The 21,839-nt window shown below is 72.1% G+C and carries 18 protein-coding genes and 1 pseudogene; 9 read left to right on the top strand and 10 right to left on the bottom strand.

Annotated features, from left to right (window positions below):
- Positions 1–58 precede the first annotated feature (58 nt).
- The 6 genes and pseudogenes from EAO73_RS34120 to pdhA form a co-directional block, all read right to left on the bottom strand.
- Entirely contained in the window at positions 59–1,369 is a 1,311-nt protein-coding gene (locus tag EAO73_RS34120) for an MFS transporter (RefSeq protein WP_147975309.1), read from the bottom strand.
- Positions 1,366–2,067 carry a GntR family transcriptional regulator gene (locus EAO73_RS34115; RefSeq protein WP_147975308.1) on the bottom strand — a complete coding sequence of 234 codons (702 nt, stop codon included), beginning with the start codon at positions 2,065–2,067 and terminating at the stop codon, positions 1,366–1,368. The genes EAO73_RS34120 and EAO73_RS34115 overlap by 4 nt, the downstream gene beginning before the upstream one ends.
- Before the next feature lie 16 nt (positions 2,068–2,083).
- Positions 2,084–2,749, bottom strand: a pseudogene (locus tag EAO73_RS34110) (DUF4232 domain-containing protein); the annotation flags it as partial.
- Positions 2,750–2,950: 201 nt separating this feature from the next.
- Positions 2,951–4,342, bottom strand: coding sequence for a dihydrolipoamide acetyltransferase family protein (locus tag EAO73_RS34105; protein ID WP_147975307.1), 1,392 nt, complete (start codon positions 4,340–4,342; stop codon positions 2,951–2,953).
- A gap of 10 nt (positions 4,343–4,352) precedes the next feature.
- Complete coding sequence (locus EAO73_RS34100) at positions 4,353–5,333, bottom strand: alpha-ketoacid dehydrogenase subunit beta (RefSeq protein ID WP_132900577.1); 981 nt, start codon at positions 5,331–5,333, stop codon at positions 4,353–4,355.
- A 2-nt stretch (positions 5,334–5,335) separates the two neighbouring features.
- Entirely contained in the window at positions 5,336–6,499 is a 1,164-nt protein-coding gene (pdhA, locus tag EAO73_RS34095; RefSeq protein ID WP_147975306.1) for a pyruvate dehydrogenase (acetyl-transferring) E1 component subunit alpha, read from the bottom strand.
- Positions 6,500–6,839: 340 nt separating this feature from the next.
- Between pdhA and EAO73_RS34090 the strand changes: the two genes are divergently transcribed.
- From EAO73_RS34090 to EAO73_RS34080, 3 genes are all read left to right on the top strand, one after another.
- On the top strand, positions 6,840–7,499 hold the full coding sequence (locus EAO73_RS34090; protein ID WP_147975305.1) for a response regulator: 660 nt from the start codon (positions 6,840–6,842) through the stop codon (positions 7,497–7,499).
- Between the two features lie 87 nt (positions 7,500–7,586).
- The gene (locus tag EAO73_RS34085) at positions 7,587–8,012 is read left to right on the top strand and encodes a pyridoxamine 5'-phosphate oxidase family protein (RefSeq protein ID WP_147975304.1); all 426 of its coding nucleotides are present in this window, start codon (positions 7,587–7,589) and stop codon (positions 8,010–8,012) included.
- 63 nt (positions 8,013–8,075) lie between these two features.
- Entirely contained in the window at positions 8,076–9,083 is a 1,008-nt protein-coding gene (locus EAO73_RS34080; RefSeq protein ID WP_147975464.1) for a phosphotransferase, read from the top strand.
- Positions 9,084–9,091: 8 nt separating this feature from the next.
- On the opposite strand, the gene EAO73_RS34075 is transcribed toward EAO73_RS34080, so the two are convergent.
- Positions 9,092–10,789: a protein kinase domain-containing protein gene (locus EAO73_RS34075; RefSeq protein WP_147975303.1), complete on the bottom strand. Its 1,698-nt coding sequence runs from the start codon at positions 10,787–10,789 to the stop codon at positions 9,092–9,094.
- A gap of 360 nt (positions 10,790–11,149) precedes the next feature.
- Here EAO73_RS34075 and EAO73_RS34070 point away from each other — a divergent pair, with 360 nt between their 5' ends.
- The 6 genes from EAO73_RS34070 to EAO73_RS34045 all read left to right on the top strand — a co-directional run bounded on the left by EAO73_RS34070 (position 11,150) and on the right by EAO73_RS34045 (position 18,321).
- Positions 11,150–12,793 carry a protein kinase domain-containing protein gene (locus EAO73_RS34070; RefSeq protein ID WP_147975302.1) on the top strand — a complete coding sequence of 548 codons (1,644 nt, stop codon included), beginning with the start codon at positions 11,150–11,152 and terminating at the stop codon, positions 12,791–12,793.
- Between the two features lie 80 nt (positions 12,794–12,873).
- Entirely contained in the window at positions 12,874–13,335 is a 462-nt protein-coding gene (locus EAO73_RS36985) for a hypothetical protein (RefSeq protein ID WP_224756558.1), read from the top strand.
- Between the two features lie 72 nt (positions 13,336–13,407).
- Entirely contained in the window at positions 13,408–14,031 is a 624-nt protein-coding gene (locus tag EAO73_RS34060) for a PadR family transcriptional regulator (protein ID WP_147975301.1), read from the top strand.
- A gap of 40 nt (positions 14,032–14,071) precedes the next feature.
- A complete protein-coding gene (locus EAO73_RS34055; RefSeq protein WP_147975300.1) occupies positions 14,072–14,839 on the top strand; it encodes an ABC transporter ATP-binding protein in 768 nt (255 codons plus the stop codon).
- Entirely contained in the window at positions 14,836–17,682 is a 2,847-nt protein-coding gene (locus EAO73_RS34050) for an FtsX-like permease family protein (RefSeq protein WP_147975299.1), read from the top strand. Before EAO73_RS34055 ends, EAO73_RS34050 begins: the two co-directional genes overlap by 4 nt.
- Before the next feature lie 93 nt (positions 17,683–17,775).
- Positions 17,776–18,321 (top strand): bacterial proteasome activator family protein, encoded by a 546-nt coding sequence (locus tag EAO73_RS34045; RefSeq protein WP_147975298.1) that lies wholly within the window; start codon positions 17,776–17,778, stop codon positions 18,319–18,321.
- 146 nt (positions 18,322–18,467) lie between these two features.
- Here EAO73_RS34045 and EAO73_RS34040 read toward each other — a convergent pair whose 3' ends face one another.
- The 3 genes from EAO73_RS34040 to EAO73_RS34030 form a co-directional block, all read right to left on the bottom strand.
- Positions 18,468–19,457, bottom strand: a complete 990-nt coding sequence (locus EAO73_RS34040) for an NAD(P)H-quinone oxidoreductase (protein WP_147975297.1) — start codon at positions 19,455–19,457, stop codon at positions 18,468–18,470.
- 32 nt (positions 19,458–19,489) lie between these two features.
- On the bottom strand, positions 19,490–20,563 hold the full coding sequence (locus EAO73_RS34035) for a potassium channel family protein (protein WP_147975461.1): 1,074 nt from the start codon (positions 20,561–20,563) through the stop codon (positions 19,490–19,492).
- A 20-nt stretch (positions 20,564–20,583) separates the two neighbouring features.
- A partial coding sequence (locus EAO73_RS34030) for a molybdopterin molybdotransferase MoeA (RefSeq protein WP_147975462.1) occupies positions 20,584–21,839 on the bottom strand: 1,256 nt, incomplete at its 5' end.

The raw sequence follows: 21,839 nt of genomic DNA, 5'->3' as shown, positions 1-21,839 counted from the left end.
CACACAGCGGCGCCCGCCCCCACCGAGGGGGACGGGCGCGCCGCCGTTGCCGGGCCGGTCACACGGGCACGTGCACGGCCTCCACCCGGCTGACCACGTGGTATTCGCGCTCGCGGCGCGCCGCCTTCGCACGCAGCCGCAGGATCTGCGCGATCCCCAGCGCCTCCAGGAAGAACACGGAGGAGAACGCGACGCGGTAGTTGTCGCCGGTCGCGTCCAGCAGCACACCGACGGCCAGCAGCGTGGTCATCGAGGCGATGAAGCCGCCCATGTTGACGATGCCGGAGGCGGTGCCCTGGCGCTCCGGCGGGTTGGCCGGGCGGGAGAAGTCGAAGCCGATCATCGAGGCGGGTCCGCACGCGCCGAGCACCACGCACAGGACGACCAGCAGCCACATGGGCGCGTGGTCCCCGGGGTGGAAGATCGCCGCCGCCCACAGCGTGGCCGTCGTGCCGACGGTGCCGAGCGCGAGCGGGACGCGGGCCGCGTGGTGACGGGCGATCACCTGCCCGTAGACGAGCCCCAGCGTCATGTTGGAGAGGACCACCAGGGTCAGCAGCTCACCGGCGGTCCCCCGGCCGAGCCCCTGGTCCTCGACCAGGAACGGCATGCCCCACAGCAGCAGGAACACCATGGCCGGGAACTGCGTCGTGAAGTGCACCCACATCCCGAGCCGGGTGCCGGGCTCCCGCCAGGAGGCGGCGATCTGCTTGCGTACGTACGCCCCGCCCGCGTGCTGCGCGGGCGGCGGCTCGTACCCCTCCGGGTGGTCCTTCAGGAAGAGCAGGAGCAGCACCAGCACCACGACCCCGGCCAGGGAGCTGCCGACGAAGGTGGTCGTCCAGCCGAAGCCGTGCAGGGCGCGGGCGATGACGAGCGTGGAGATCAGGTTGCCCGCCATGCCGAAGAGGGCGGCGATCTGGCTGATGAGCGGGCCGCGCCGGGCGGGGAACCAGCGCGTGCCCAGCCGCAGCACGCTGATGAACGTCATCGCGTCGCCGCAGCCCAGCAGCGCGCGGGAGGCGAGCGCCGTGCCGTACGAGGGGGAGAGCGCGAAGCCTAGCTGGCCGAGCGTGAACAGGACGGCCCCGAGGGTGAGGACGCGCTTGGTGCCGAGCCGGTCGACCATCAGGCCGACGGGTATCTGCATGCCCGCGTAGACGAGCAGCTGGAGGATGGAGAAGGTGGAGAGCGCCGAGGCGTTGACGTCGAACCGGTCGGCGGCGTCGAGTCCGGCGACGCCGAGGCTGGTGCGGAAGATGATGGCGACGAAGTAGACGGCGACGCCGATCCCCCAGACCCATACGGCACGCCGGCCGCCGGGCGGGTCACCGGGCAGGGACAGGGTGGGCGCGGCGGCGGAACTCACCGGTCCTCACCCCGGACCAGCACCTTGACCCGGCCGACGTGGCGGCGCACGACCTGCGCGGCGCCTTCCGCGTCACCGGCCCTGATCGCCTCCAGCAGCTCGCCGTGCTCCGTGATGTTGGCGGCGATCCGGTCGGGGTGGGCCTCCATCACGGCGACGCCCATGCGCAGCTGTCGGTCGCGGAGCTGGTCGTAGAGGCGGGACAGGATCTCGTTGCCCGCGTGGCGGACGATCTCCGCGTGGAAGCAGCGGTCCTTCACGGAGACGGTGGCCAGGTCACCGGCCTCGGAGAACCGGCGCTGCTCCTCCAGGAGCGCTTCCAGCCGGCTGATCAGCTGCGGGGACGCGGGCACGGCCTTGCGGGCGGCGAACTCCTCGACGAGCAGCCGGGTCTCCACCACGTCCGCGATCTCCTGGGCGGAGACGGCGAGCACCAGGGCGCCCTTCTTGGGGTAGAGCTTGAGCAGCCCCTCGACCTCCAGGCGCAGCAGCGCCTCGCGCACGGGTGTGCGCGAGACCCCCACGGCCTCGGCGAGGCCGCCTTCGGTCAGCAGCGTGCCGCCTTCGTAGCGGCGGTCCAGGACCGCGTCCTTGACGTGGGTGTAGACGCGCTCGGCGGCCGGGGGCTGCTTCGCGGGCGGGGGGACGGGGCGAGTTCTGGTGAAAAGGGCTCCGCCGCCGGGGCCGGGTCCGACCAGCAGGCCAAGACCGCCAAGTGCCGATCGGACCGACCCTCACCGGCTCGCCGGACCCGTCCGTGACGGGCAGCGAGGGCTTGCCCGGCCAGGCGAGCGTGACCGACTTCGTCTCGTTGGGCGGGGTCACCACCAGGCCGGTGATGCGGACGCCGGTGCCGCCCGTCTCGTTGAGCGGGTAGGTGACGGAGAAGGCGATCGACTTCCCGGCCTTGAGGACGTACGGGTCTCCGGGCTCCCCCTTGCGCTCGGCGGACAGCGTGCCCGCATTGGTCTTCAGGTCGACGCCCGCGAACCCCGCGATCACGCAGTCCTGGCCGCTGGTGTTCTTCATCTCCACCGCGACGGTCCCCTGCGGGTCGCCGTCGATGAAGTTGTCGATCGCCGTGATCTTCAGGCCGTCGGTACGGCACTTGGCGGTCTTGGCCTGCTGGTCGGACCCGGCCCCGGCGGCGGAGCCCTTTTCACCAGAACTCGCCCCGCCGGTGGAGTCCTTCCCACCGGAACTCGCCCCTGCGGACGCCGGGTCCGAGCCGCCGGAGCCCGGAGCGTCGCCGGACGGGGAGGCGGTCGCCACGGACGACGGATCGGTCTGCGCCGCTGCGTCGTCGTCGTTCTGGCAGGCCGTGAGCGAGAGGCCCGCGGCGACGGCCAGGGCGGCGAAGGTGATCTTGTGAGCGCGCATCGTTTCGTCCTCGGTATCCGTTGAGCGAACGCTTGTGATCAGCAAGAACCGTCCGGGCCGGGGGCGCGTTGCGCCCAACCGGTCGCTAATACACCCCTGTTACACAGCCGGAGGAGGACCGTGCCATGTCCCTCGGCGTGGGCTCCGAGGGGCATGAAAAAGGGGCCCGCGCGAACCTCGCGCGGGCCCCTCGTACGGCAGTTACGCCCAGGTGATCAGCCGCTTGGGCTGCTCCAGGACCGCGGCGATGTCCGCCAGGAACTTGGAGCCCAGCTCACCGTCGATGAGACGGTGGTCGAACGACAGCGCCAGCGTGGTCACCTGACGGGGCTTCACCTTGCCCTTGTGGACCCACGGCTGGAGCTTGATCGCGCCGACCGCGAGGATCGCGGACTCGCCCGGGTTGAGGATCGGCGTACCGGTGTCGACGCCGAAGACGCCCACGTTGGTGATGGTCACCGTGCCGCCCGCCATCGCGGCCGGGGACGTCCTGCCGTCCCGTGCCGTGGCGACCAGCTCGCCCAGGGACGCGGCCAGCTGCGGCAGCGTCTGCTCCTGGGCGTCCTTGATGTTCGGGACGATCAGCCCGCGCGGGGTGGCGGCGGCGATGCCCAGGTTCACGTAGTGCTTCTGGACGATCTCCTGGTTCGCCTCGTCCCAGACGGCGTTGACCCCGGGGTTCCGCTTGATCGCGACGAGGAGGGCCTTGGCGATGACGAGGAGCGGATTGACCCGCACCCCCGCCATGTCCTTGTCCTCCTTCAGCTCCGCGACCAGCTTCATCGTGCGCGTGACGTCGACGGTCACGAACTCGGTGACGTGCGGAGCCGTGAACGCGCTGCCGACCATCGCCTGGGCGATGGCCTTGCGCACACCCTTGACCGGGATACGCGTCTCGCGGGCGCCGGCCGGAACGGGCTCGGCGACCGGAACCACGGGCTCCACCGCGGGCGCCGCAGGAGCCACCGGCTCCGACGGCGTCGCCGCCGCGTGCACGTCCTCGCGCGTGATCACACCGCCCGCGCCGGTCGGGGTGACCGTCGCCAGGTCGATGCCCAGGTCCTTCGCGAGCTTGCGGACCGGCGGCTTGGCCAGCGGACGGGCCTCCGGAACCGCTGCCGTGCCCTGGCCGTTCAGCTCGGCCTGGACCGCCGCGGGGGCGGCGGCCGGGGGCGCGGTCTCGGCGCCCTTGCGGGCCCGGCGCTTCGTGGAGGACTCGGCCACGCCGTAGCCCACCAGCACGGGCTGGCGGCCCTTCGGTGCCTCGGCCTCGGGGGTCGGAGCGGGGGCCTCGGGCTCCGCGGCGGCGGGGCCCGAACCCGGCGCCACGTCCACCGCGATGATCACCTGGCCCACGTCGACCGTGGTGCCCTCGGGGAAGCGCAGTTCGTGGACGACGCCGTCGAAGGGGATCGGCAGCTCGACGGCGGCCTTGGCGGTCTCGACCTCGCAGACGACCTGGCCGTCGGTGACGGTGTCGCCGGGCTGGACGTACCACTTGAGGATCTCGGCCTCGGTCAGTCCCTCGCCCACGTCGGGCATCTTGAACTCACGGAAGCGAGCAGCGTTGGAAGTGTCGGTCATCGTGGTCACGCTCCTCTCCTCAGTACGCCAGCGAGCGGTCGACGGCGTCGAGCACCCGGTCCAGGCCCGGCAGGTACTCCTCCTCCAGGCGCGCCGGCGGGTACGGGGCGTGGTAGCCGCCGACCCGCAGCACGGGCGCCTCCAGGTGGTAGAAGCACCGCTCCGTGATGCGGGCGGCGATCTCGGCCCCGGAGCCGTAGAAGACCGGCGCCTCGTGGACGACGACCAGGCGGCGGGTCTTTTCGACGGACGCCTGGATGGTGTCGAAGTCGATGGGGGACATCGAGCGCAGGTCCACGACCTCGATCGACTTGCCCTCCTCCTGGGCGGCCGCGGCGGCCTCCAGGCAGACCTTCACCATCGGGCCGTACGCGGCGAGTGTGAGGTCCGTGCCCGTGCGGGCGACGGCTGCGGCGTGCAGAGCGCCGGGGATGGACTCGGTGTCGACCTCGCCCTTGTCCCAGTAGCGCCGCTTCGGCTCGAAGAAGATGACCGGGTCGTCGCTCTGGACGGCCTGCTGCATCATCCAGTACGCGTCGGACGCGTTGGACGGGGAGACCACCTTGAGGCCCGCGACGTGCGCGAACAGAGCCTCGGGCGACTCGCTGTGGTGCTCGACGGCGCCGATGCCACCGCCGTACGGAATCCGCACGACGACGGGGAGCTTGATCTTGCCGAGCGCGCGGGCGTGCATCTTCGCGAGCTGCGTGACGATCTGGTCGTACGCGGGGAAGACGAAGCCGTCGAACTGGATCTCGACGACGGGCCGGTAGCCGCGCAGGGCCAGGCCGATCGCCGTACCGACGATGCCCGACTCGGCGAGCGGGGTGTCGATGACGCGGTCCTCGCCGAAGTCCTTCTGCAGGCCGTCGGTGATCCGGAAGACGCCGCCGAGCTTGCCGACGTCCTCACCCATGATGAGGACCTTGGGGTCGGTGTCGAGGGCCTTGCGCAGGGACTCGTTGAGCGCCTTGGCGAGGGACATCTTTTCCACGGCCATGGTTACTTGCCCTCCTCGGCGAACGAAGCCTGGTAGGCGGCGAATTCGGCGCGCTCCTCGTCGACGAGCGGGTTGCCGTCGGCGTAGGCGTGGTCGAAGATCGCCATCCGGTCCGGGTCGGGCATCGCCCGTACGGCCTCGCGGACGCGCTTGCCGAGGGCCTCGCTCTCCTCGTCGAGGGCGGTGAAGAACGCCTCGTCGGCCGCACCCTCCCGCTCCAGATACGTGCGCAGGCGCAGGATCGGGTCCTTGGCCTCCCAGGACGCGCGCTCCTCGTCGGCCCGGTACTTCGTCGGGTCGTCGGAGGTGGTGTGCGCGCCCATGCGGTACGTGAACGCCTCGACCAGGGTCGGGCCCTCGCCGCGCCGGGCGCGCTCCAGGGCGGAGCGGGTGACGGCCAGGCAGGCCAGGACGTCGTTGCCGTCGACCCGGACGCCGGGGAAGCCGAAGCCCTGGGCGCGCTGGTAGAGCGGCACCCGGGTCTGCTTCTCGGTGGGCTCGGAGATCGCCCACTGGTTGTTCTGGCAGAAGAACACGACCGGGGCGTTGTAGACGGCGGAGAAGGTGAAGGCCTCCGCGACGTCGCCCTGGCTGGAGGCGCCGTCCCCGAAGTACGCGATCACGGCCGAGTCCGCGCCGTCCTTGGCCACGCCCATGGCGTAACCGGTGGCGTGCAGGGTCTGCGAGCCGATGACGATCGTGTACAGGTGGAAGTTGTTGGTGTTCGGGTCCCAGCCGCCGTGGTTCACACCGCGGAACATCCCGAGCAGGTTCGTCGGGTCGACGCCCCGGCACCAGGCCACACCGTGCTCACGGTAGGTCGGGAAGACGTAGTCGTCGTCGCGCAGGGCCCGGCCGGAGCCGATCTGGGCGGCCTCCTGGCCCAGCAGCGAGGCCCACAGCCCCAGCTCGCCCTGGCGCTGGAGGGCGGTGGCCTCGGCGTCGAAGCGGCGGGTGAGGACCATGTCCCGGTACAGGGCGCGCAGCTCGTCCGCGCTCAGGTCGATCGAGTAGTCCGGGTGCTCGACCCGCTCGCCCTCGGGCGTCAGCAGCTGTACGAGCTCGGGCGTGGAACCCTCCGGCGTCTTCGCGGGCGTTTTCGCGGCGCTGGTCCGCTTGCTGCTGCGTCGCGGTTTACGCGCGGCAGCAGTGCTCTCCACGGTCACGTGCGTGCTCCTCCGTCGGTCCGGCCCCCGGGGTCTGCCGGGAGACCAGTGCGGCTCGCCTGTGTCCGTACCCGTGCACGGGGTGGGTGCCGCTCGGTCCGGGAAACAGGCGTGACAGGTGCCCCGGCGAGCGCCCTGTCCAAGGCACGTTACCCAGTGGGTCCCGTAACTGCGAAACCCTTCCTGACCTGCGATTTTGCTTGGATATCCAAGTAAATCGAAGAATTCGGGGAGTCTCGCTGGTCACAGCACTGATCACAGCCTCGCAGGCCGCCGGAACAACGGCACGTTATCCCGCGCGGCAGCGGCAGGGAAGGGGTGAGTGTGTGAGACTGCGATTGTGCGCGAAGAAGGAAAAATCACCGTATTTCTGCTCGACGATCATGAAGTCGTCCGGCGCGGGGTCCACGAGCTGCTCTCGATGGAGGACGACATCGAGGTGGTCGGCGAGGCCGGGACGGCGGCGGACGCGCTGGCGCGGATTCCGGCGGTCCGCCCCGATGTGGCCGTGCTCGACGTGCGGCTGCCGGACGGCAGCGGGGTGGAGGTCTGCCGCGAGATCCGCTCCCAGGACGACTCCATCAACTGCCTGATGCTGACCTCGTACGCCGATGACGAGGCGCTGTTCGACGCGATCATGGCGGGCGCCGCCGGCTATGTGCTCAAGGCCATCCGCGGCAACGAGCTGCTGACGGCCGTACGGGACGTGGCGGCCGGCAAGTCGCTGCTCGACCCGGTCGCCACCGCCCGCGTGCTGGAGCGGCTGCGCGAGGGGAAGCGGGGGCAGAACGACGAGAAGCTGGAGAGCCTCACGGACCAGGAGCGCAAGATCCTCGACCTGATCGGCGAGGGCCTGACCAACCGGGTGATCGGCGAACGGCTGCACCTCGCCGAGAAGACCATCAAGAACTATGTCTCCAGTCTGCTGTCCAAGCTGGGCATGGAGCGCCGCTCGCAGGCCGCCGCGTACGTGGCACGGCTCCAGGCGGAGAAGCGCTGAGAGGGAGCCGGGAGGGACTTTGGTCCCGGCGAAACGGGGGCCCCGGCCTCTTATCCGGCCCTCACACCGTGGCCGACAGTGGAAGGCATGTCCCACGAGGAACTCCACGCGATCGACCTGCTCGGCCGGGTCCCCTACGGCCGGCTGGCGACCAGCATGCGGGCCCTCCCGATGCTGACGGTGGCCCGGCACATCGTGATCGACGGCCGCGTCGTGCTGCGCATGCACAGCGGTCTCGGCCATCACGGCGCCTGCGACGGCGCGGTCGTGGCCTACGGCGCGGACAACTTCAACACGGCCCCCGTCGGCACCGAGGACCTGTGGTCCGTGCAGTTCACCGGGCCCGCCCGGATCGTCGAGCCGACCCCGGCCCAGCGCGAGCGCTTCGGGCCCGCCCCCGTCGAGGTCAACGGCGAGCCGTTCGCCCCCTCGTACCTCCGGCTCGAACCGCACTTCGTCACGGTGCACACTCTGGACTTCCACGCAAGCCGGCAGATCCGCAACGCAGCGTGATCTAACATCTGACGCGTGTCGCGCTCATCTGTTGCCTCCCCACCGGTTCCGCCGGTCGGCGAGGTGCTTCGCCGTTACCCGGACGCCGGTGAGCCGCTCACCTGCACCCCGCTCTCCCAGGGCCTGCTCAACCACGGTTACCGCGTGTCCACCACCCGGGGCTCGTACTTCCTCAAGCACCACTCGGACGATGCCACCCGCGACCGCGCCACCATCGACCGCCAGCACCGCGCGACCCGGCGCCTCCAGTCACTCGGAGTGCCCGTCGCCCCGCCGCTGGGGGCCCGCGACGGCGAGACCGTCACCGAGATCGCCGGCCGCCGCTACGCGCTGCACCCCTGGGTCGACGGGCTGCACCGGGGCGGCGCGCAGCTCACCCTCGCCCAGTCCACGCGTCTCGGGACGCTCCTCGGAGCCGTACACACGGGTCTCGCACAGGTCATGGGGGCCGAGCGGGACACGGCGACGGAGTCCTGCGGCGGGCGTCCGCCCGGTTACGCGAGTCCGGAGGCGGCCGACACCTTCGCGCTGATCGGCGACCTGCTCGCCGCCGCGCGCGGGCGCGGGCGCCGGGACGCCTTCGACGAGCTGGCCGAGCACCGGCTGCGGGAGCGGCGCGTTCTGCTGGAACGGTACGCCGACCGCCGGCCGCCCGATCCGGGGGCGCCCGCCACCGGCTGGGTGCACGGCGACTTCCACCCGCTGAACGTGCTCTACCGGGGCGCGGACCCGGTCGCGATCCTCGACTGGGACCGGCTGGCCGTCCAGCCCCGGGCGGAGGAGGCGGTACGGGCGGCGGCGATCTTCTTCGTCCAGCCGGCCGGCGCGCTGGACCTGGCGAAGGTGCGCGTCTACGCGCGGGCCTACCGGCGGGCGGCCGGGGCGGACGCCGCCGAACTGGCGGCGGCCGTGCACCGGGTGTGGTGGGAACGGCTCAACGACTTCTGGATACTGCGCTGGCGCTACTGCCTGGACGACCGGAGGGCCGACCCGCAGTTCCCCGCGGTGTCGGCCCTGGCGGTCTGGTGGACGCGCGAGTACGAGGCGGTGCGCGCGGCGTTCACGGGGTGAGCGGAGGGTCAGCCGGTGGCCGAGCCCGCCGCGCCCGCTGCCGTTCCCGCGGACGCGCCTTCGGCGGCACCCCCGGCGGCTCCGTCCGTGCCCTCGGTCGTGCCCTCGGTGGTACCGGTGTTGCCGCCGTCGGTGGTCCCCGTGTTGCCGCCGTCGCTGGTACCGGTGTTGCCGCCCTCGCTGGTACCGGTGTTGCCGTTGGTCCCCGTGCTGCCGTTGCCGGAGCCGTTGCTGCTGTTCCCGTTGGTCCCCGTGCTGCTGTTGCCGCCGGTGTCGGTGCCGCCGTCCTCCGTGCCTCCCGTGCCCGGGTCGGGCGTGGTGGCCGAGGGGGACTCGGACGTCTGGCTCGGCGTGTCCGACGGCTCCGGGGTGTCGTCGTCCCAGCCGCCGCCCGTGTTGCCGCCCGGCTGCTCGGTGTCCTCGGTGTCCTCCGGCGTCGGCGTGGGCGACTCCTCCGTCGGCTTCGGCGAACTGGAGGTCTCCGTCGGCTGCTTCTCGTGCTTCTGCCCGCCGTCGCCCGCCGCGTTGAGCGCGATGGCCACGCCCGCGCCGATCGCGATCAGGGCGAGCACGACGAACAGCCACAGCTTGCCGCGACCGCCGCCGCCCTGCCGGGTGCTGCCGCCGTCGTAGCCGCCGTCGTCCGGGTTCATCGGCGGCAGGATCGGGGCCTGCGAGGTGTCCCCGTGCTGCGGGTAGCCGCCCATGGCGCGGGTGGCGCCGGTCATGCCCCGGGGCGGGGTGCCGGCGCCCTCGTTCAGGAGGACCGGGCCGGTGTTCCACGTACCGGTGTGGCCGCCCTGCACCTGGAGCATCTGCAGGCCGTACTGGACCAGCCCGCGCATCTCCTCGGCGCTCTGGAAGCGGTCGTCCGGGTCCTTCGCCAGCGAGCGCATGACGAGCCCGTCCAGCTCCGGCGGCACCGACTCCAGGATCTGCGACGGCGGGACCGGGGTGTCCTGCACGTGCTGGTACACCACGGACAGCGGCGTCTCACCCGTGAACGGGGGCCGCAGCGCCAGCAGTTCGTACAGCAGGCAGCCGGTGGCGTACAGGTCGGAGCGGTGGTCGACGGCCTTGCCCAGCGCCTGCTCGGGGGAGAGGTACTGCGGCGTGCCCATGACCATGCCGGTCTGCGTCATCGTGGACTGCGCGCCGTGCAGCGCGCGGGCGATGCCGAAGTCCATCACCTTGACCGCGCCGGAGTGGGTGATGATCACGTTGGCGGGCTTGATGTCACGGTGCACGATGCCGTGCTGGTGCGAGTAGGCGAGCGCCTCCAGCACCCCGGAGACGATGATCAGGGCCTGCTCCGGCGGCGGGGCCTCGGCGTTGATCAGCAGATCGCGGATCGTGCGGCCCTCGACCAGCTCCATCACGATGTACGGGACGGTCTGGCCGGCGACGGTGTCCTCGCCGGAGTCGTACACCGCCACCACCGCGTGGTGGTTGAGCCCGGCGACCGACTGCGCCTCACGCGTGAACCGCGCCTTGGAGACGGGGTCCTCGGCGAGATCGGAGCGCAGCAGCTTCACCGCGACGGTGCGTCCCAGCCGGACGTCCTCCGCCGCGAACACCTCGGCCATACCGCCCCGGCCGAGCCGGTGGGTCAGCCGGTAGCGTCCGTCTCCGACGACGCCGCCGATGCCCCAGGATTCGGTGCCATCCGGAACGCCGCCGCCGTTTGCTTCGGGTTCGGGTGCCATCAGTCCTCGCCGTCGTTTCTGTCCGCTCGATCCGCGTGTACGCGCGCGTCCGCGGGGGTCTCACGGTGCCTTGCTGCGGTGCCGGCCGCGCTGCCGGTCGCATTGCCCCGTCACGCTACAGCCTCTGTCGGACAGGCCGATCCGGCGCCGGACCGGCCATCCAATCGGCTGGCGCGCCACCGGCGCAAATTCCATGCTGATCCTGTAACGCTTCCGAGACGCTTCCAGCGCGTACGGTCACGGAACGGGCACCCGGCTTGACGTGTCGTACCCCTCGGGCAGACTTGGCCAGTAATACGGATCATCGCGTGAGTCGCGCGCCGAGTTCGCGTGAGTCGCGCGCCGAGGGGGAAGCAAGTCATGAGCCAGGACGGCGCACACGGTACACAGGGTCGCTACGCGGGCGGTTCGGTCGCCGGCGGCCGCTACCAGCTGCGTGATCTGCTCGGCGAAGGCGGAATGGCGTCCGTATATCTGGCGTACGACTCCGCGCTCGACCGGCAGGTCGCGATCAAGACCCTGCACACCGAGCTGGGCCGTGAGCAGTCCTTCCGCGAGCGCTTCCGCCGCGAGGCGCAGGCCGTCGCCAAGCTCCAGCACACCAACATCGTCTCGGTGTTCGACACGGGCGAGGACGAGCTCGGCGGCGCGCTGATGCCGTACATCGTCATGGAGTACGTCGAGGGCCAGCCGCTCGGCTCCGTCCTGGCGGCGGACATCCGCGCCCAGGGCGCGATGCCGGCCGACAAGGCGCTCAAGGTCACCTCGGACGTGCTGGCCGCGCTGGACACCAGCCACGAAATGGGCCTGGTGCACCGCGACATCAAGCCGGGCAACGTCATGGTGACCAAGCGCGGCGTCGTGAAGGTCATGGACTTCGGCATCGCCCGCGCCATGCAGTCGGGCGTCACGTCGATGACGCAGACCGGCATGGTCGTCGGCACCCCGCAGTACCTCTCCCCCGAACAGGCCCTGGGCCGCGGGGTGGACGCGCGCTCCGACCTGTACTCGGTCGGCATCATGCTCTTCCAGCTGCTGACCGGCCGCATCCCCTTCGACGCGGACTCCCCGCTCGCCATCGCGTACGCGCATGTGCAGGAGGAGCCCGTCGCCCCGTCGACGATCAACCGCTCGCTGACCCCGGCGATGGACGCCCTCGTCGCCCGCGCGCTGAAGAAGAACCCGAACGAGCGCTTCCCGAGCGCGGCGGCCATGCAGGACGAGATCGCTCGTGTGCTGAGCGCCAGTGGCCACACCGGTGCCCCGGTGATCGTCGGGAACGCCGGTGCCCCGGCGAACAGCGGCTCCGGTGTCGGTTCGGCGGTCTTCCCGCCGGTCGACCAGTCCGCGCCCTCCCCGCAGAGCGTCCAGACGCCGTACCAGCCGGGGCCGTACCAGTCCCAGCACGGCCCTTACGGTCCGGCCACTCCGGCCCCGGCCACCAACCCGTCCTACGGCTACCCGCAGACGGCGGCCCCGGCCTACGCGAACCCCGCGCCGCTGCACCACCAGACGCCGGCGCCGTACACGATCTCCCCTCAGACGACGTCGAGCCCGGCGTCGGGCGGCGGCTCCAAGCGGAACATGCCGGTGATCATCGGCTCGATCGTCGTCGCGCTGGTCGCGATCGGCGGCCTGATCACGGTCATCGCGCTCAACGGCGACGACAAGGGCGGCGCAGAGGGCAAGGCCAGCGAGTCCCCCGCGTCCGGCGAGCACCGTGATCCGGAACGCAACCGGACGATCGACTCCGAGAAGTGCACGGACGCATACGAGGACACCGACGACCCGCAGAAGGTCGACGCCCCGAGCTTCATGTACAAGGACATCCTCTCGGTACGCGCCTGCGCGGACGCGGCGGGCTGGACGCTCAAGGTGAAGAAGGTCCCGGGCAACGCGTACGCGGAGGACCAGGTCATCAACCAGTTCCCGTCGTCCGGGGCCGCGATCCCGAAGACCGGCGCCCACTTCGAGCTGGAGATCGCCACGGGCGACCCCGCGTAGTTCTCTCCCCGGGCGGGCGGCAGCCATCCGTACGCCGCACCCGAGGTGCCGGTCGCGCCGGTGCGTGTGACGGTGGCCGCATGGCTTCGGGACCGCTCCGCGCGCGCTGCTCCCGGGGCGTGGTCTGCCTGTCGCTGACGGCGGCCGCGGCCCTGGGGGCGGCGGCTGCAGATGCCTCCGGGGCGTCCTCCCCCTCTCCCTCGGCCTCCTCCAGCGGTTCGCCGCACGCCGGGGACATGCAGTCGCCCTTCGCCGGGTGGCCCGCCGGGGCCGGGCGGCAGCGGCCCGGCCGGTCGGCCGCCGAGGTGGCCCGGCAGGACGCGCTGGAGGACCGCGAACAGCGCCCCGAGGCGTCCGAGCCGGCCGCCGTGCCCTCCTTCACGCCGGACCCGGACGACTTCCACGATCCTCTGCCCATGGGGCGCCAGGCGCTGAACGGGGCGACCGTCGAGCGGGTGCAGCAGGTGTCCCTCGGTGCGGGCATCGCCCTGGTCGGGATGGGTCTCGGCTTCCTCGCGCTGCGGATGCGCCGCGCCCGCTGACCGTACGGCGCCCTTCCGAAACGCCTCCTCGAAGACTTGCGGTGATCAACATACTCGGTATACATACTCAGTATGTCGATCCGTCACGGGCTCCTCGCCCTCCTGGAGCGCGGGCCGCGTTACGGCTCCCAGCTCCGCACCGAATTCGAGTCGCGCACCGGCTCCACCTGGCCGCTCAACGTCGGGCAGGTGTACACGACGCTGAGCAGGCTGGAGCGTGACGGCCTGGTCGCCCAGGACGGCGAGGACGACCAGGGCCACGCCCTCTACTCGATCAGCGACGCCGGGCGCACCGAGCTGCGCTCCTGGTTCGAGACGCCGGTCGACCGCAGCAGCCCGCCCCGTGACGAGCTGGCCATCAAGCTCGCCATGGCGGTGGGGGCGCCCGGCGTCGACATCCGGGCCGTCATCCAGGCCCAGCGCCACCACACCGTGAAGGCGATGCAGGACTACACCCGCCTCAAGGCGCAGTCCCTCGCCCAGGCCCCCGCCAACCGCGACGAGGTGGCCTGGCTGCTCGTCGTGGAGCAGCTGATCTTCCAGGCCGAGGCCGAGGCCCGCTGGCTGGACCACTGCGAGGCCCGGCTGACCCGCCTCGCCGAGGCCGCCGCCACGGAGCCGGAGCAGAGCCCGTCCCCGGGCCCCGCCTCCCGCACCGCCACCCGGCCCACCGGCCGGACCCGCACGCGCCGCTGACTCCGGCGCCCCGAACATCCACCCGTTCCGAGGGGGAACCATGTCCCTGCACGTCCCGTCCCCAGCCGCACCGCCCCTGACGGTGGACGCACCGGTCCTCGAACTCCGCGCGCTCACCCGCACCCACGGCACCGGCATCGCCGAGGTGCACGCGCTGCGCGGCATCAGCCTGTCGGTGCACGCCGGTGAACTCGTCGCCGTGATGGGCCCGTCCGGCTCCGGCAAGTCCACCCTGCTGACCCTCGCCGGCGGCCTCGACACCGCGAGCGGCGGCCAGGTGATCATCGAGGGCCAGGACATCTCCGTGCTCGGCCGCAAGGGCCTCGCCGCCCTGCGCCGCCGCAGCGTGGGCTACGTCTTCCAGGACTACAACCTGATCCCCGCGCTGACCGCCGCCGAGAACATCGCCCTGCCGCGCGAGCTCGACGGCGTCTCGGTCCGCAAGGCCCGCAAGGAGGCCCGTGCCGCGCTGGAGGAGATGAACCTCCTGGAGATCGCGGACCGCTTCCCGGACGAGATGTCCGGCGGCCAGCAGCAGCGCGTCGCCATCGCCCGCGCGCTGGTCGGGGACCGGCGCCTGGTCCTCGCCGACGAACCGACCGGGGCGCTCGACTCCGAGACCGGCGAGGCCGTCCTCGCGCTCCTGCGCAACCGCTGCGACCAGGGCGCGGCCGGCGTCATGGTCACGCACGAACCGCGGTACGCGGCCTGGGCGGACCGGGTCGTCTTCCTCCGGGACGGTTCGATCGTCGACCAGACGCTGACGGCCGGGGCCGACTCGCTGCTGGCCGCCGGGGGAGCCGAGTGAGCGTCTTCACGGGGTGGCGCGCCGCCCTCCGGATAGCCCGCCGCGACGCCCTGCGGGCCAAGGGCCGCAGCGCCCTGGTGGTAGCGATGATCGCACTGCCCGTCCTCGGGGTGACGGCCGCCGACATCACGTACCGCAGTGCGGACATGACACCGGCGGAGCAGCTGACGGCCCGGATCGGCTCGGCCGACGCGCTGTACACCGACGCGGGCATGGGGCCGGTCCGGCAGATGCCCGGCGGCGACATGTACGACAGCGTGAAGCAGCCCACCGGCGAGGTACCGCCGATCGACATGCGCCCCGTCTTTCCCCGGGGCGCGCGGGCGATCAGCGAGCAGTCCGTGTCGGCCACCGTCTCGACCTCGTACGGGATCGCGAGCACCGAGATCGTGGAGTTCAAGACCTCGGACCGGATGGCCCGGAAGCGGATCGACCTCGTCGAGGGCGCGTTCCCGCGCGGCACGGACGAGCTGGTGGCGACCGAGCCGTTCCTGAAGTCGGCGGGCCTGCACGTGGGCTCCGGGATCACGGTGACGACCTCGGGCAGGAAGTACACGATCTCCGGTGCCGTGGAACTGCCCGCCGATCTGGAGGCGAAGCAGCTGTACGCCGACCCGGGTGCGGTGATCGCCCCCTGGCAGGCCCTGGCCGCGCGCGACAAGAAGGTGCCGGCGCCCCATCCGGGCCCGGCGCGGTGGCTGGTCGAGGCGGCGGGGCAGGGCGGCATCGTCTGGAAGGACGTGCTGGCGGCCAACAAGGCCGGCGCCGTCGTCGACTCGCGCCAGGTCTTCGAGAACCCGCCGCCGGACTCCGAAGTCCCGCTGCTCCGGACGAACCCGCAGTACGCCGAGTCCAGGACCTACGAATCCGGCGAGACCAGCACCGCCCTGATCACCGTCGTCGCGATGGCGCTCCTGGAGGTCGTGCTGCTGGCCGGACCCGCGTTCGCCGTCGGTGCCCGCCGTTCGCGGCGTCAGCTGGGCCTGCTGGGCACGTGCGGCGGCGACCGCGGCCAGGTCCGCGCGGTCGTCCTCGGGGGCGGTCTCGTCCTCGGCGGCGTCGGAGCGGTCGCCGGTGTCACGGTCGGGCTGCTGCTGACGGTGGCGTTCCGCCCGATGATCGAGAACTGGGCCGGGCACCGCTTCGGTTCCCTGGCGCTGCGCCCCGCCGAACTCCTGGTCATCGCCGTGCTCGGCCTGGTCACCGGGCTGCTGGCGGCGTTCGCCCCGGCGATCGTGGCCGGCCGGCAGTCGGTGCTGGAATCGCTCACCGGCCGGCGCGGGGTGCGCCGCAGCTCCCGAGTGCTGCCCGTCACGGGCGCCTGCGTGCTCGCGCTCGGCGTCCTCATCGCCGTCTACGGGGGCACCAGCGGCAGCTCCGTCCTGGTCGCCGGTGGCTCGGTCGTCGCCGAACTGGGCCTGCTCGCCTGCATCCCGGTGATCGTCGGGCTGCTGGGCCGGCTCGGCCGCAGGCTGCCGCTCTCGCCCCGGATGGCGCTGCGCGACGCGGCCCGCAACCGGGGCCGCACCGCCCCGGCGGTGGCCGCCGTGATGGCCGCCGTCGCGGGCTCGGTCGCCATCGCCACGTACATGTCCAGCAGCCTGGCGGAGTCCGACTACGCCTACATGCCCTCGCTGACCACAGGCACGATCTTCCTGTCGGCCAGTGACGCCGAGGCCGCCGGACGGCTGCCGGCGGCCCGGTCCGCCGTCGAGCACAACATGGCGGTGACCGGTGGCCGCGCCGACATCTCCCGGGCCTGGGCGGGCAGCGACTGCAACGTCTACTACGAGGAGGAGAACGACTGCGGCACCCTGGAGCTGGTCAAGCCCGCCGGCAAGGGCCACACCTGCCCGCTCGACACCGACGGCGCCAAGGAGCTCGCGGCCCGGCTGTCCGCCGATGAGCACCGCGCGATGATGCGGACCCCCGCATGCGTGGACGTGCACACCTCCACGGGCACGTTCAGCATGGACTCCAACAACATCGTCGTCGGCGACGCCGCCCTGCTCGACACGTATGTGAAGCTCGACGACCCGGCGGCTGCCGCCGCCCTGAAGGCCGGAACGCCGGTCCTGCTCAACGAGGCGTATGCGCAGCACGGCGAGGTCACCCTCAAGGCCGTCCACACGTACAGCCCCAAGGACAAGCAGAACCGCAAGGCGCACCCCGGCCCGGCGCGGAAGACCACGGACCGGCTGAAGGTGTACGTGGCGAAGCCCGAGTACGCCACCACACCCGGCATCCGCATGATCCTTCCGCAGCGGACCGCCGAGCGCCTCGGCCTGCACACCCAGCCGCAGGGCAGTGTGTACGCCGTCGACCGCCGGCCCACGGACGCCGAGGAACAGCGGACCTCCGCCGCGATCGACCAGGCCGGCGGCGGTCTCTGGGTGCAGAGCAACCAGGGGTCCAACGACCGCGGCAGCACCATCCTGCTGATCCTCACCCTGTTCGCCGGGGTGGTGACCGTGGGCGCCGCCGCGATCACGACCGGCCTGGCCAAGGCGGACGCGGAGGCCGACCTCACCACGCTGAGCGCGGTGGGCGCGCCCCCGCGCGTGCGGCGGACGCTCTCCGGCTTCCAGTGCCTGGTGGTGGCGCTGACCGGGGTCCTGCTCGGGACGGCGGCGGGACTGGTGCCCGCGGTGGCCCTGCGCCTCGTCGATCTGCGTCAGGCGATGGAGCAGATGCGGATCGATCCCATGGAGTCGGCCTACACGCCGATCGTGCTGCCCTGGGCGACCATCGGGCTGCTGGCCGTGGTGGTTCCGCTGCTGGCGGGCGTCCTGGCGGCGGCGTTCACCCGCTCGCGGCTGGCCCTGGCCCGGCGCGCGGGCTGAGCGGCTGGGCTGTTCGGTGCCCTCGGGACGGTGGATCAACCGTTACCGGGGGCACCACAGTGGTGAACGCCGTGTGTGCGAGACAATGGCCGCATGGAGATGCCGAGGAATGAACGGTCGCAGGAGCACCCCCAGGTCCTCGTAGTGGGACAGGACGGCATGGCGATCGGCGGCGGTGGCACGGACGACGAGTCGCGGGAGGTCCCGGTGACGGAGATGGTCGAGCAGCCCGCGAAGGTCATGCGCATCGGCAGCATGATCAAGCAGCTCCTGGAGGAGGTCAGGGCCGCTCCTCTCGACGAGGCCAGCCGGGTGCGTCTCAAGGAGATCCACGCGAGTTCGGTCAAGGAGCTGGAGGACGGCCTCGCGCCGGAGCTGGTGGAGGAGCTGGAGCGGCTCTCCCTGCCGTTCACCGAGGAGTCCGTCCCCTCCGAGGCGGAGCTGCGGATCGCGCAGGCGCAGCTCGTGGGCTGGCTGGAGGGCCTCTTCCACGGCATCCAGACCGCTCTGTTCGCCCAGCAGATGGCGGCCCGCGCCCAGCTGGAGCAGATGCGCCGTGCCCTGCCGCCCGGCAGCGGCCCGGACGAGGACGGCGGAATCGACCCGCACGGCCCGGTCCGCTCGGGCCCGTACCTGTAGGACCCCGCACGGCCCATCCGACATGCCCGAGGGCCCCGCACACCGTCGTGTGCGGGGCCCTCGGGGTGTCCGGGCGTTCGCGTGCGAGGGGCCTCGCGGTGGCCGGATGTTCGTGTGCGGGGCCCGGGGTGTCCGGACGTCGTGGCTCAGGCGGCCGTGGGCGGCTGGAGCAGCACCTTGCCGATGTGGGTGCTGGACTCCATGACGCGATGGCCCTCAGCCGCGTCCTGCATGGGCACCGTGCGGTCGACGACCGGCTTCACGACGCCCTCGGCGATCAGCGGCCAGACGTGCTCGCGGACGGCCGCGACGATCGCCGCCTTCTCCGCGAGCGGGCGCCCGCGCAGCGAGGTCGCCGTGACGGCGGCCCGCTTGTTCAGCAGCATGCCGAGGTTGAGTTCACCCTTGGCGCCGCCCTGGAGACCGATGATCGCGAGCCGGCCGTTGACGGCGAGCGCCTGCACGTTCCGGTCGACGTACTTCGCGCCCATGAGGTCGAGGATGACGTCGGCGCCCGCCCCGGCCGTGGTCTCGCGGATCTCCTCGACGAAGTCCTGCTCGCGGTAGTCGATCAGGATGTCCGCGCCCAGCTCCGCGCAGCGCGCCAGCTTCTCGGGGCTGCCGGCCGTCACGGCGACCCGCGCGCCGACGGCCTTGGCGAGCTGGATCGCCATCGTGCCGATGCCGCTGGATCCGCCGTGCACCAACAGGGTCTCGGCGGGCCGCAGATGGGCCACCATGAACACGTTGGACCAGACCGTGGCCGTCACCTCGGGCAGCGCCGCCGCCAGGGTGAGGTCCAGCCCCTTGGGTACGGGCAGCAGCTGGCCCGACGGGACGGCGACCTTCTCCGCGTACCCGCCGCCCGCGAGCAGCGCGCACACCTCGTCGCCCACGGCCCAGCCCGTGACCCCGGGGCCGAGCGCCGAGATCCGGCCCGCGCACTCCAGGCCCGGGTACGGGGACGCTCCCGGCGGCGGGTTGTAGAAGCCCTGCCGCTGGAGCACATCGGCCCGGTTGACCGCGCTGGACACGACGTCGACGAGGACCTCGCCTTCGCCGGGTACGGGATCGGGCACCTCGGCCCAGACGAGCGCCTCGGGGCCACCGGGTTCGGGGATCGTGATCGCATGCATGGCCGCGAGGCTACTCCGTGGGCCGGGCGGTCTCAGGAACGCGGGATGCCCTGGTGCGGCGGGTACGCGGGCGGCTCGTTGGAGGCACGGACGATGGTGATCAGGCGGTCCGTCAGCTGCAGGGGGCTCGCCGCCGGGTCGTCGTAACCGAGGAGCCGGTGGCCCCGCAGCACGTTGACGACAAGGTCCTCGGTCTCCCGTACGTTCTTTCCGACCTCGCTCTTTATGACCGGCCGTTCGATGAGGTCGAGGCCGCTGCCCTGCTGGATGAGGTCTTCCATGACCGTGCCCGCGCTGGGGCTCAGCACCGAGAGACCGAGCAGCCGGCCCGCCGCGCTGGCGCTGGTGATGACGGCGTCCGCACCGGACTGCCGCAGCAGCGGGGCGTTCTCCTCCTCGCGCACCGCGGCCACGATCTTCGCGCCCCGGTTGAGCTGGCGGGCGGTCAGCGCGACCAGCACCGCGGTGTCGTCGCGCTGGGTGGCGATGATGACCTGACGTGCCTTCTGGAGCTCGGCGCGCAGGAGCACATCGCTGCGCGTGGCGTCCCCGACCACTCCGGTGAAGCCCTCGGCGTTGGCGATCTCTATCACCTTGGACGCCGGGTCGACGATGACGATCTGTTCCTTGCTCAGCCCGGTGGCGCACAGGGTCTGGATGGCCGAGCGGCCCTTCGTACCGAAGCCGACGACGACAGTGTGGTCACGCAAGTTGGTTCTCCAACGCTTCAGCCGGAAGTCCTCCCGGGTCCGCTCCGTGAGGACCTCAAGGGTGGTGCCGACCAGGATGATGAGGAAGAGCACGCGCAGCGGTGTCACGAGCACCACATTGATGAGCCGGGCCCCGTCGCTGTACGGGGTGATGTCGCCGTACCCGGTGGTGGAGAGGGTGACCGTCGCGTAGTACACCGCGTCCAGCAGATCGACCTTGCCGTCCGCCGCGTCGTGGTAGCCGTCGCGGTCGATCCAGACGATGAACACGGTGATGGCCAGCACCATCAGAGCCATCATCAGCCTCTTGGCCACCTGGCGCGCCGGTCCGTCCACGACCCGGCGCGGAAGCATCACCCGGGTGGGGACGACCTGTTCATCGGCTCGCCTGGCCATCGCGTCATGGCCGGGAAGTTTCACGTGAAACACCCTTCAGTCCACGGCGTCGCCGAGGCCCACGGTAGATCGAGGATCTCCACCTCGGTGCCGGACCGTACCCCGCCCGGCTCCACGACGGCCAACCCGTCTGCGGCGGCGATCCCGCGCAGCATGGCGGGACCGTTGTAATGCAGTGGTACGACGTGCTCCGCCCCGCCTGCGGTTCCGGGTTCTCCGGCCGCGCGATGGACCACGGGCACCAGCCGGGTGTCATGCGGATGCCCCTGCACATCGTCGCGCACGGCTACCCGGTACGGGTCGTCGGGGGTGCGCCCGGCCAGCCCGCCGAGGAGCGGCCCGGCCAGCGTGAGCAGTCCGGAGACGGCGGCCAGCGGGTTTCCGGGCAGCCCGACGAGACAGGGCCCGGCGGAACCGAGCCGGGCCAGCAGCATCGGATGGCCGGGGCGTACGGCGACACCGTCGACCAGCAGCTCCGCCCCGATCCGGTCCAGAACGCGGTGGACATGGTCGACGGGCCCCGCCGCGGTGCCGCCGGTCGTGATGATCAGGTCGGCCTCGGAGCCGGTGAGCGCCTTCCACAGCGCCTCCGCGTCGTCGCCGAGCCGGCGCGGTGGCGAGACCTCGGCGCCCAGCGCGTGCAGCCAGGGCCCGACCATGGGCCCCAGCGCGTCACGGATCAGCCCGTCGCGCGGCAGCCCGGCGGTCAGCAGCTCGTCGCCCAGCACCAGGATGTCGACGCGCGGCCGGGGGCGGACAGGCAGCTCGTCGTACCCGGCAGCGGCGGCCAGCCCGAGCACGGCGGGGGTCACGACCGTTCCGGCCGGAAGCAGTTGCTCCCCCGACCGGCATTCCTGGCCGCGCGGCCGGATGTCCTGCCCCTGGCTCACGGGCCGCTGCGCGTACAGCAGCCCCTTGGTCTCGTCGGCGTGCGCGTGTTCGCTGCGGATGACGGCGGTGACCTCGGCCGGAACGCGGGCGCCCGTGGCGATACGGACGGCCGCACCGTCGGGCAGCGGGGCGCAGGCGCCGTGCCCGGCGAGGATGCCGTCGTCCCCGCGGATGTTCCAGGGCCCCGGTCCGGCGACGGCCCAGCCGTCCATGGCCGAGGTGTCGAAGGGCGGCAGGTCCGTGAGCGCGGCCAGCGGTGCACCGAGCACCCGCCCGAGCGCACCCCCGAGCCCCACCCGCTCGACGTGCACGGCCCGGGTCCACCCGGCCCGCTCGGCGATACGGCGGGCGGCCCGCCAGGGGAGAGCGGCATGGAGGGGGGTGC

The sequence above is a fragment of the Streptomyces sp. col6 genome, from assembly GCF_008042035.1.
Lineage (GTDB): Bacteria > Actinomycetota > Actinomycetes > Streptomycetales > Streptomycetaceae > Streptomyces.
Note: the sequence above shows the minus strand (reverse complement) of the source record. Positions and strands in the feature narration are given on the sequence as shown.

Coding starts and splice junctions, on each gene's coding strand:
- EAO73_RS34100 (WP_132900577.1), bottom strand. CDS start 5,333: ATGGCCGTGGAAAAGATGTCCCTCGCCAAGGCGCTCAACGAGTCCCTG.
- EAO73_RS34085 (WP_147975304.1), top strand. CDS start 7,587: ATGTCCCACGAGGAACTCCACGCGATCGACCTGCTCGGCCGGGTCCCC.
- EAO73_RS34075 (WP_147975303.1), bottom strand. CDS start 10,789: ATGGCACCCGAACCCGAAGCAAACGGCGGCGGCGTTCCGGATGGCACC.
- EAO73_RS34070 (WP_147975302.1), top strand. CDS start 11,150: ATGAGCCAGGACGGCGCACACGGTACACAGGGTCGCTACGCGGGCGGT.
- EAO73_RS36985 (WP_224756558.1), top strand. CDS start 12,874: ATGGCTTCGGGACCGCTCCGCGCGCGCTGCTCCCGGGGCGTGGTCTGC.
- EAO73_RS34060 (WP_147975301.1), top strand. CDS start 13,408: ATGTCGATCCGTCACGGGCTCCTCGCCCTCCTGGAGCGCGGGCCGCGT.
- EAO73_RS34055 (WP_147975300.1), top strand. CDS start 14,072: ATGTCCCTGCACGTCCCGTCCCCAGCCGCACCGCCCCTGACGGTGGAC.
- EAO73_RS34045 (WP_147975298.1), top strand. CDS start 17,776: ATGGAGATGCCGAGGAATGAACGGTCGCAGGAGCACCCCCAGGTCCTC.
- EAO73_RS34040 (WP_147975297.1), bottom strand. CDS start 19,457: ATGCATGCGATCACGATCCCCGAACCCGGTGGCCCCGAGGCGCTCGTC.
- EAO73_RS34035 (WP_147975461.1), bottom strand. CDS start 20,563: ATGGCCAGGCGAGCCGATGAACAGGTCGTCCCCACCCGGGTGATGCTT.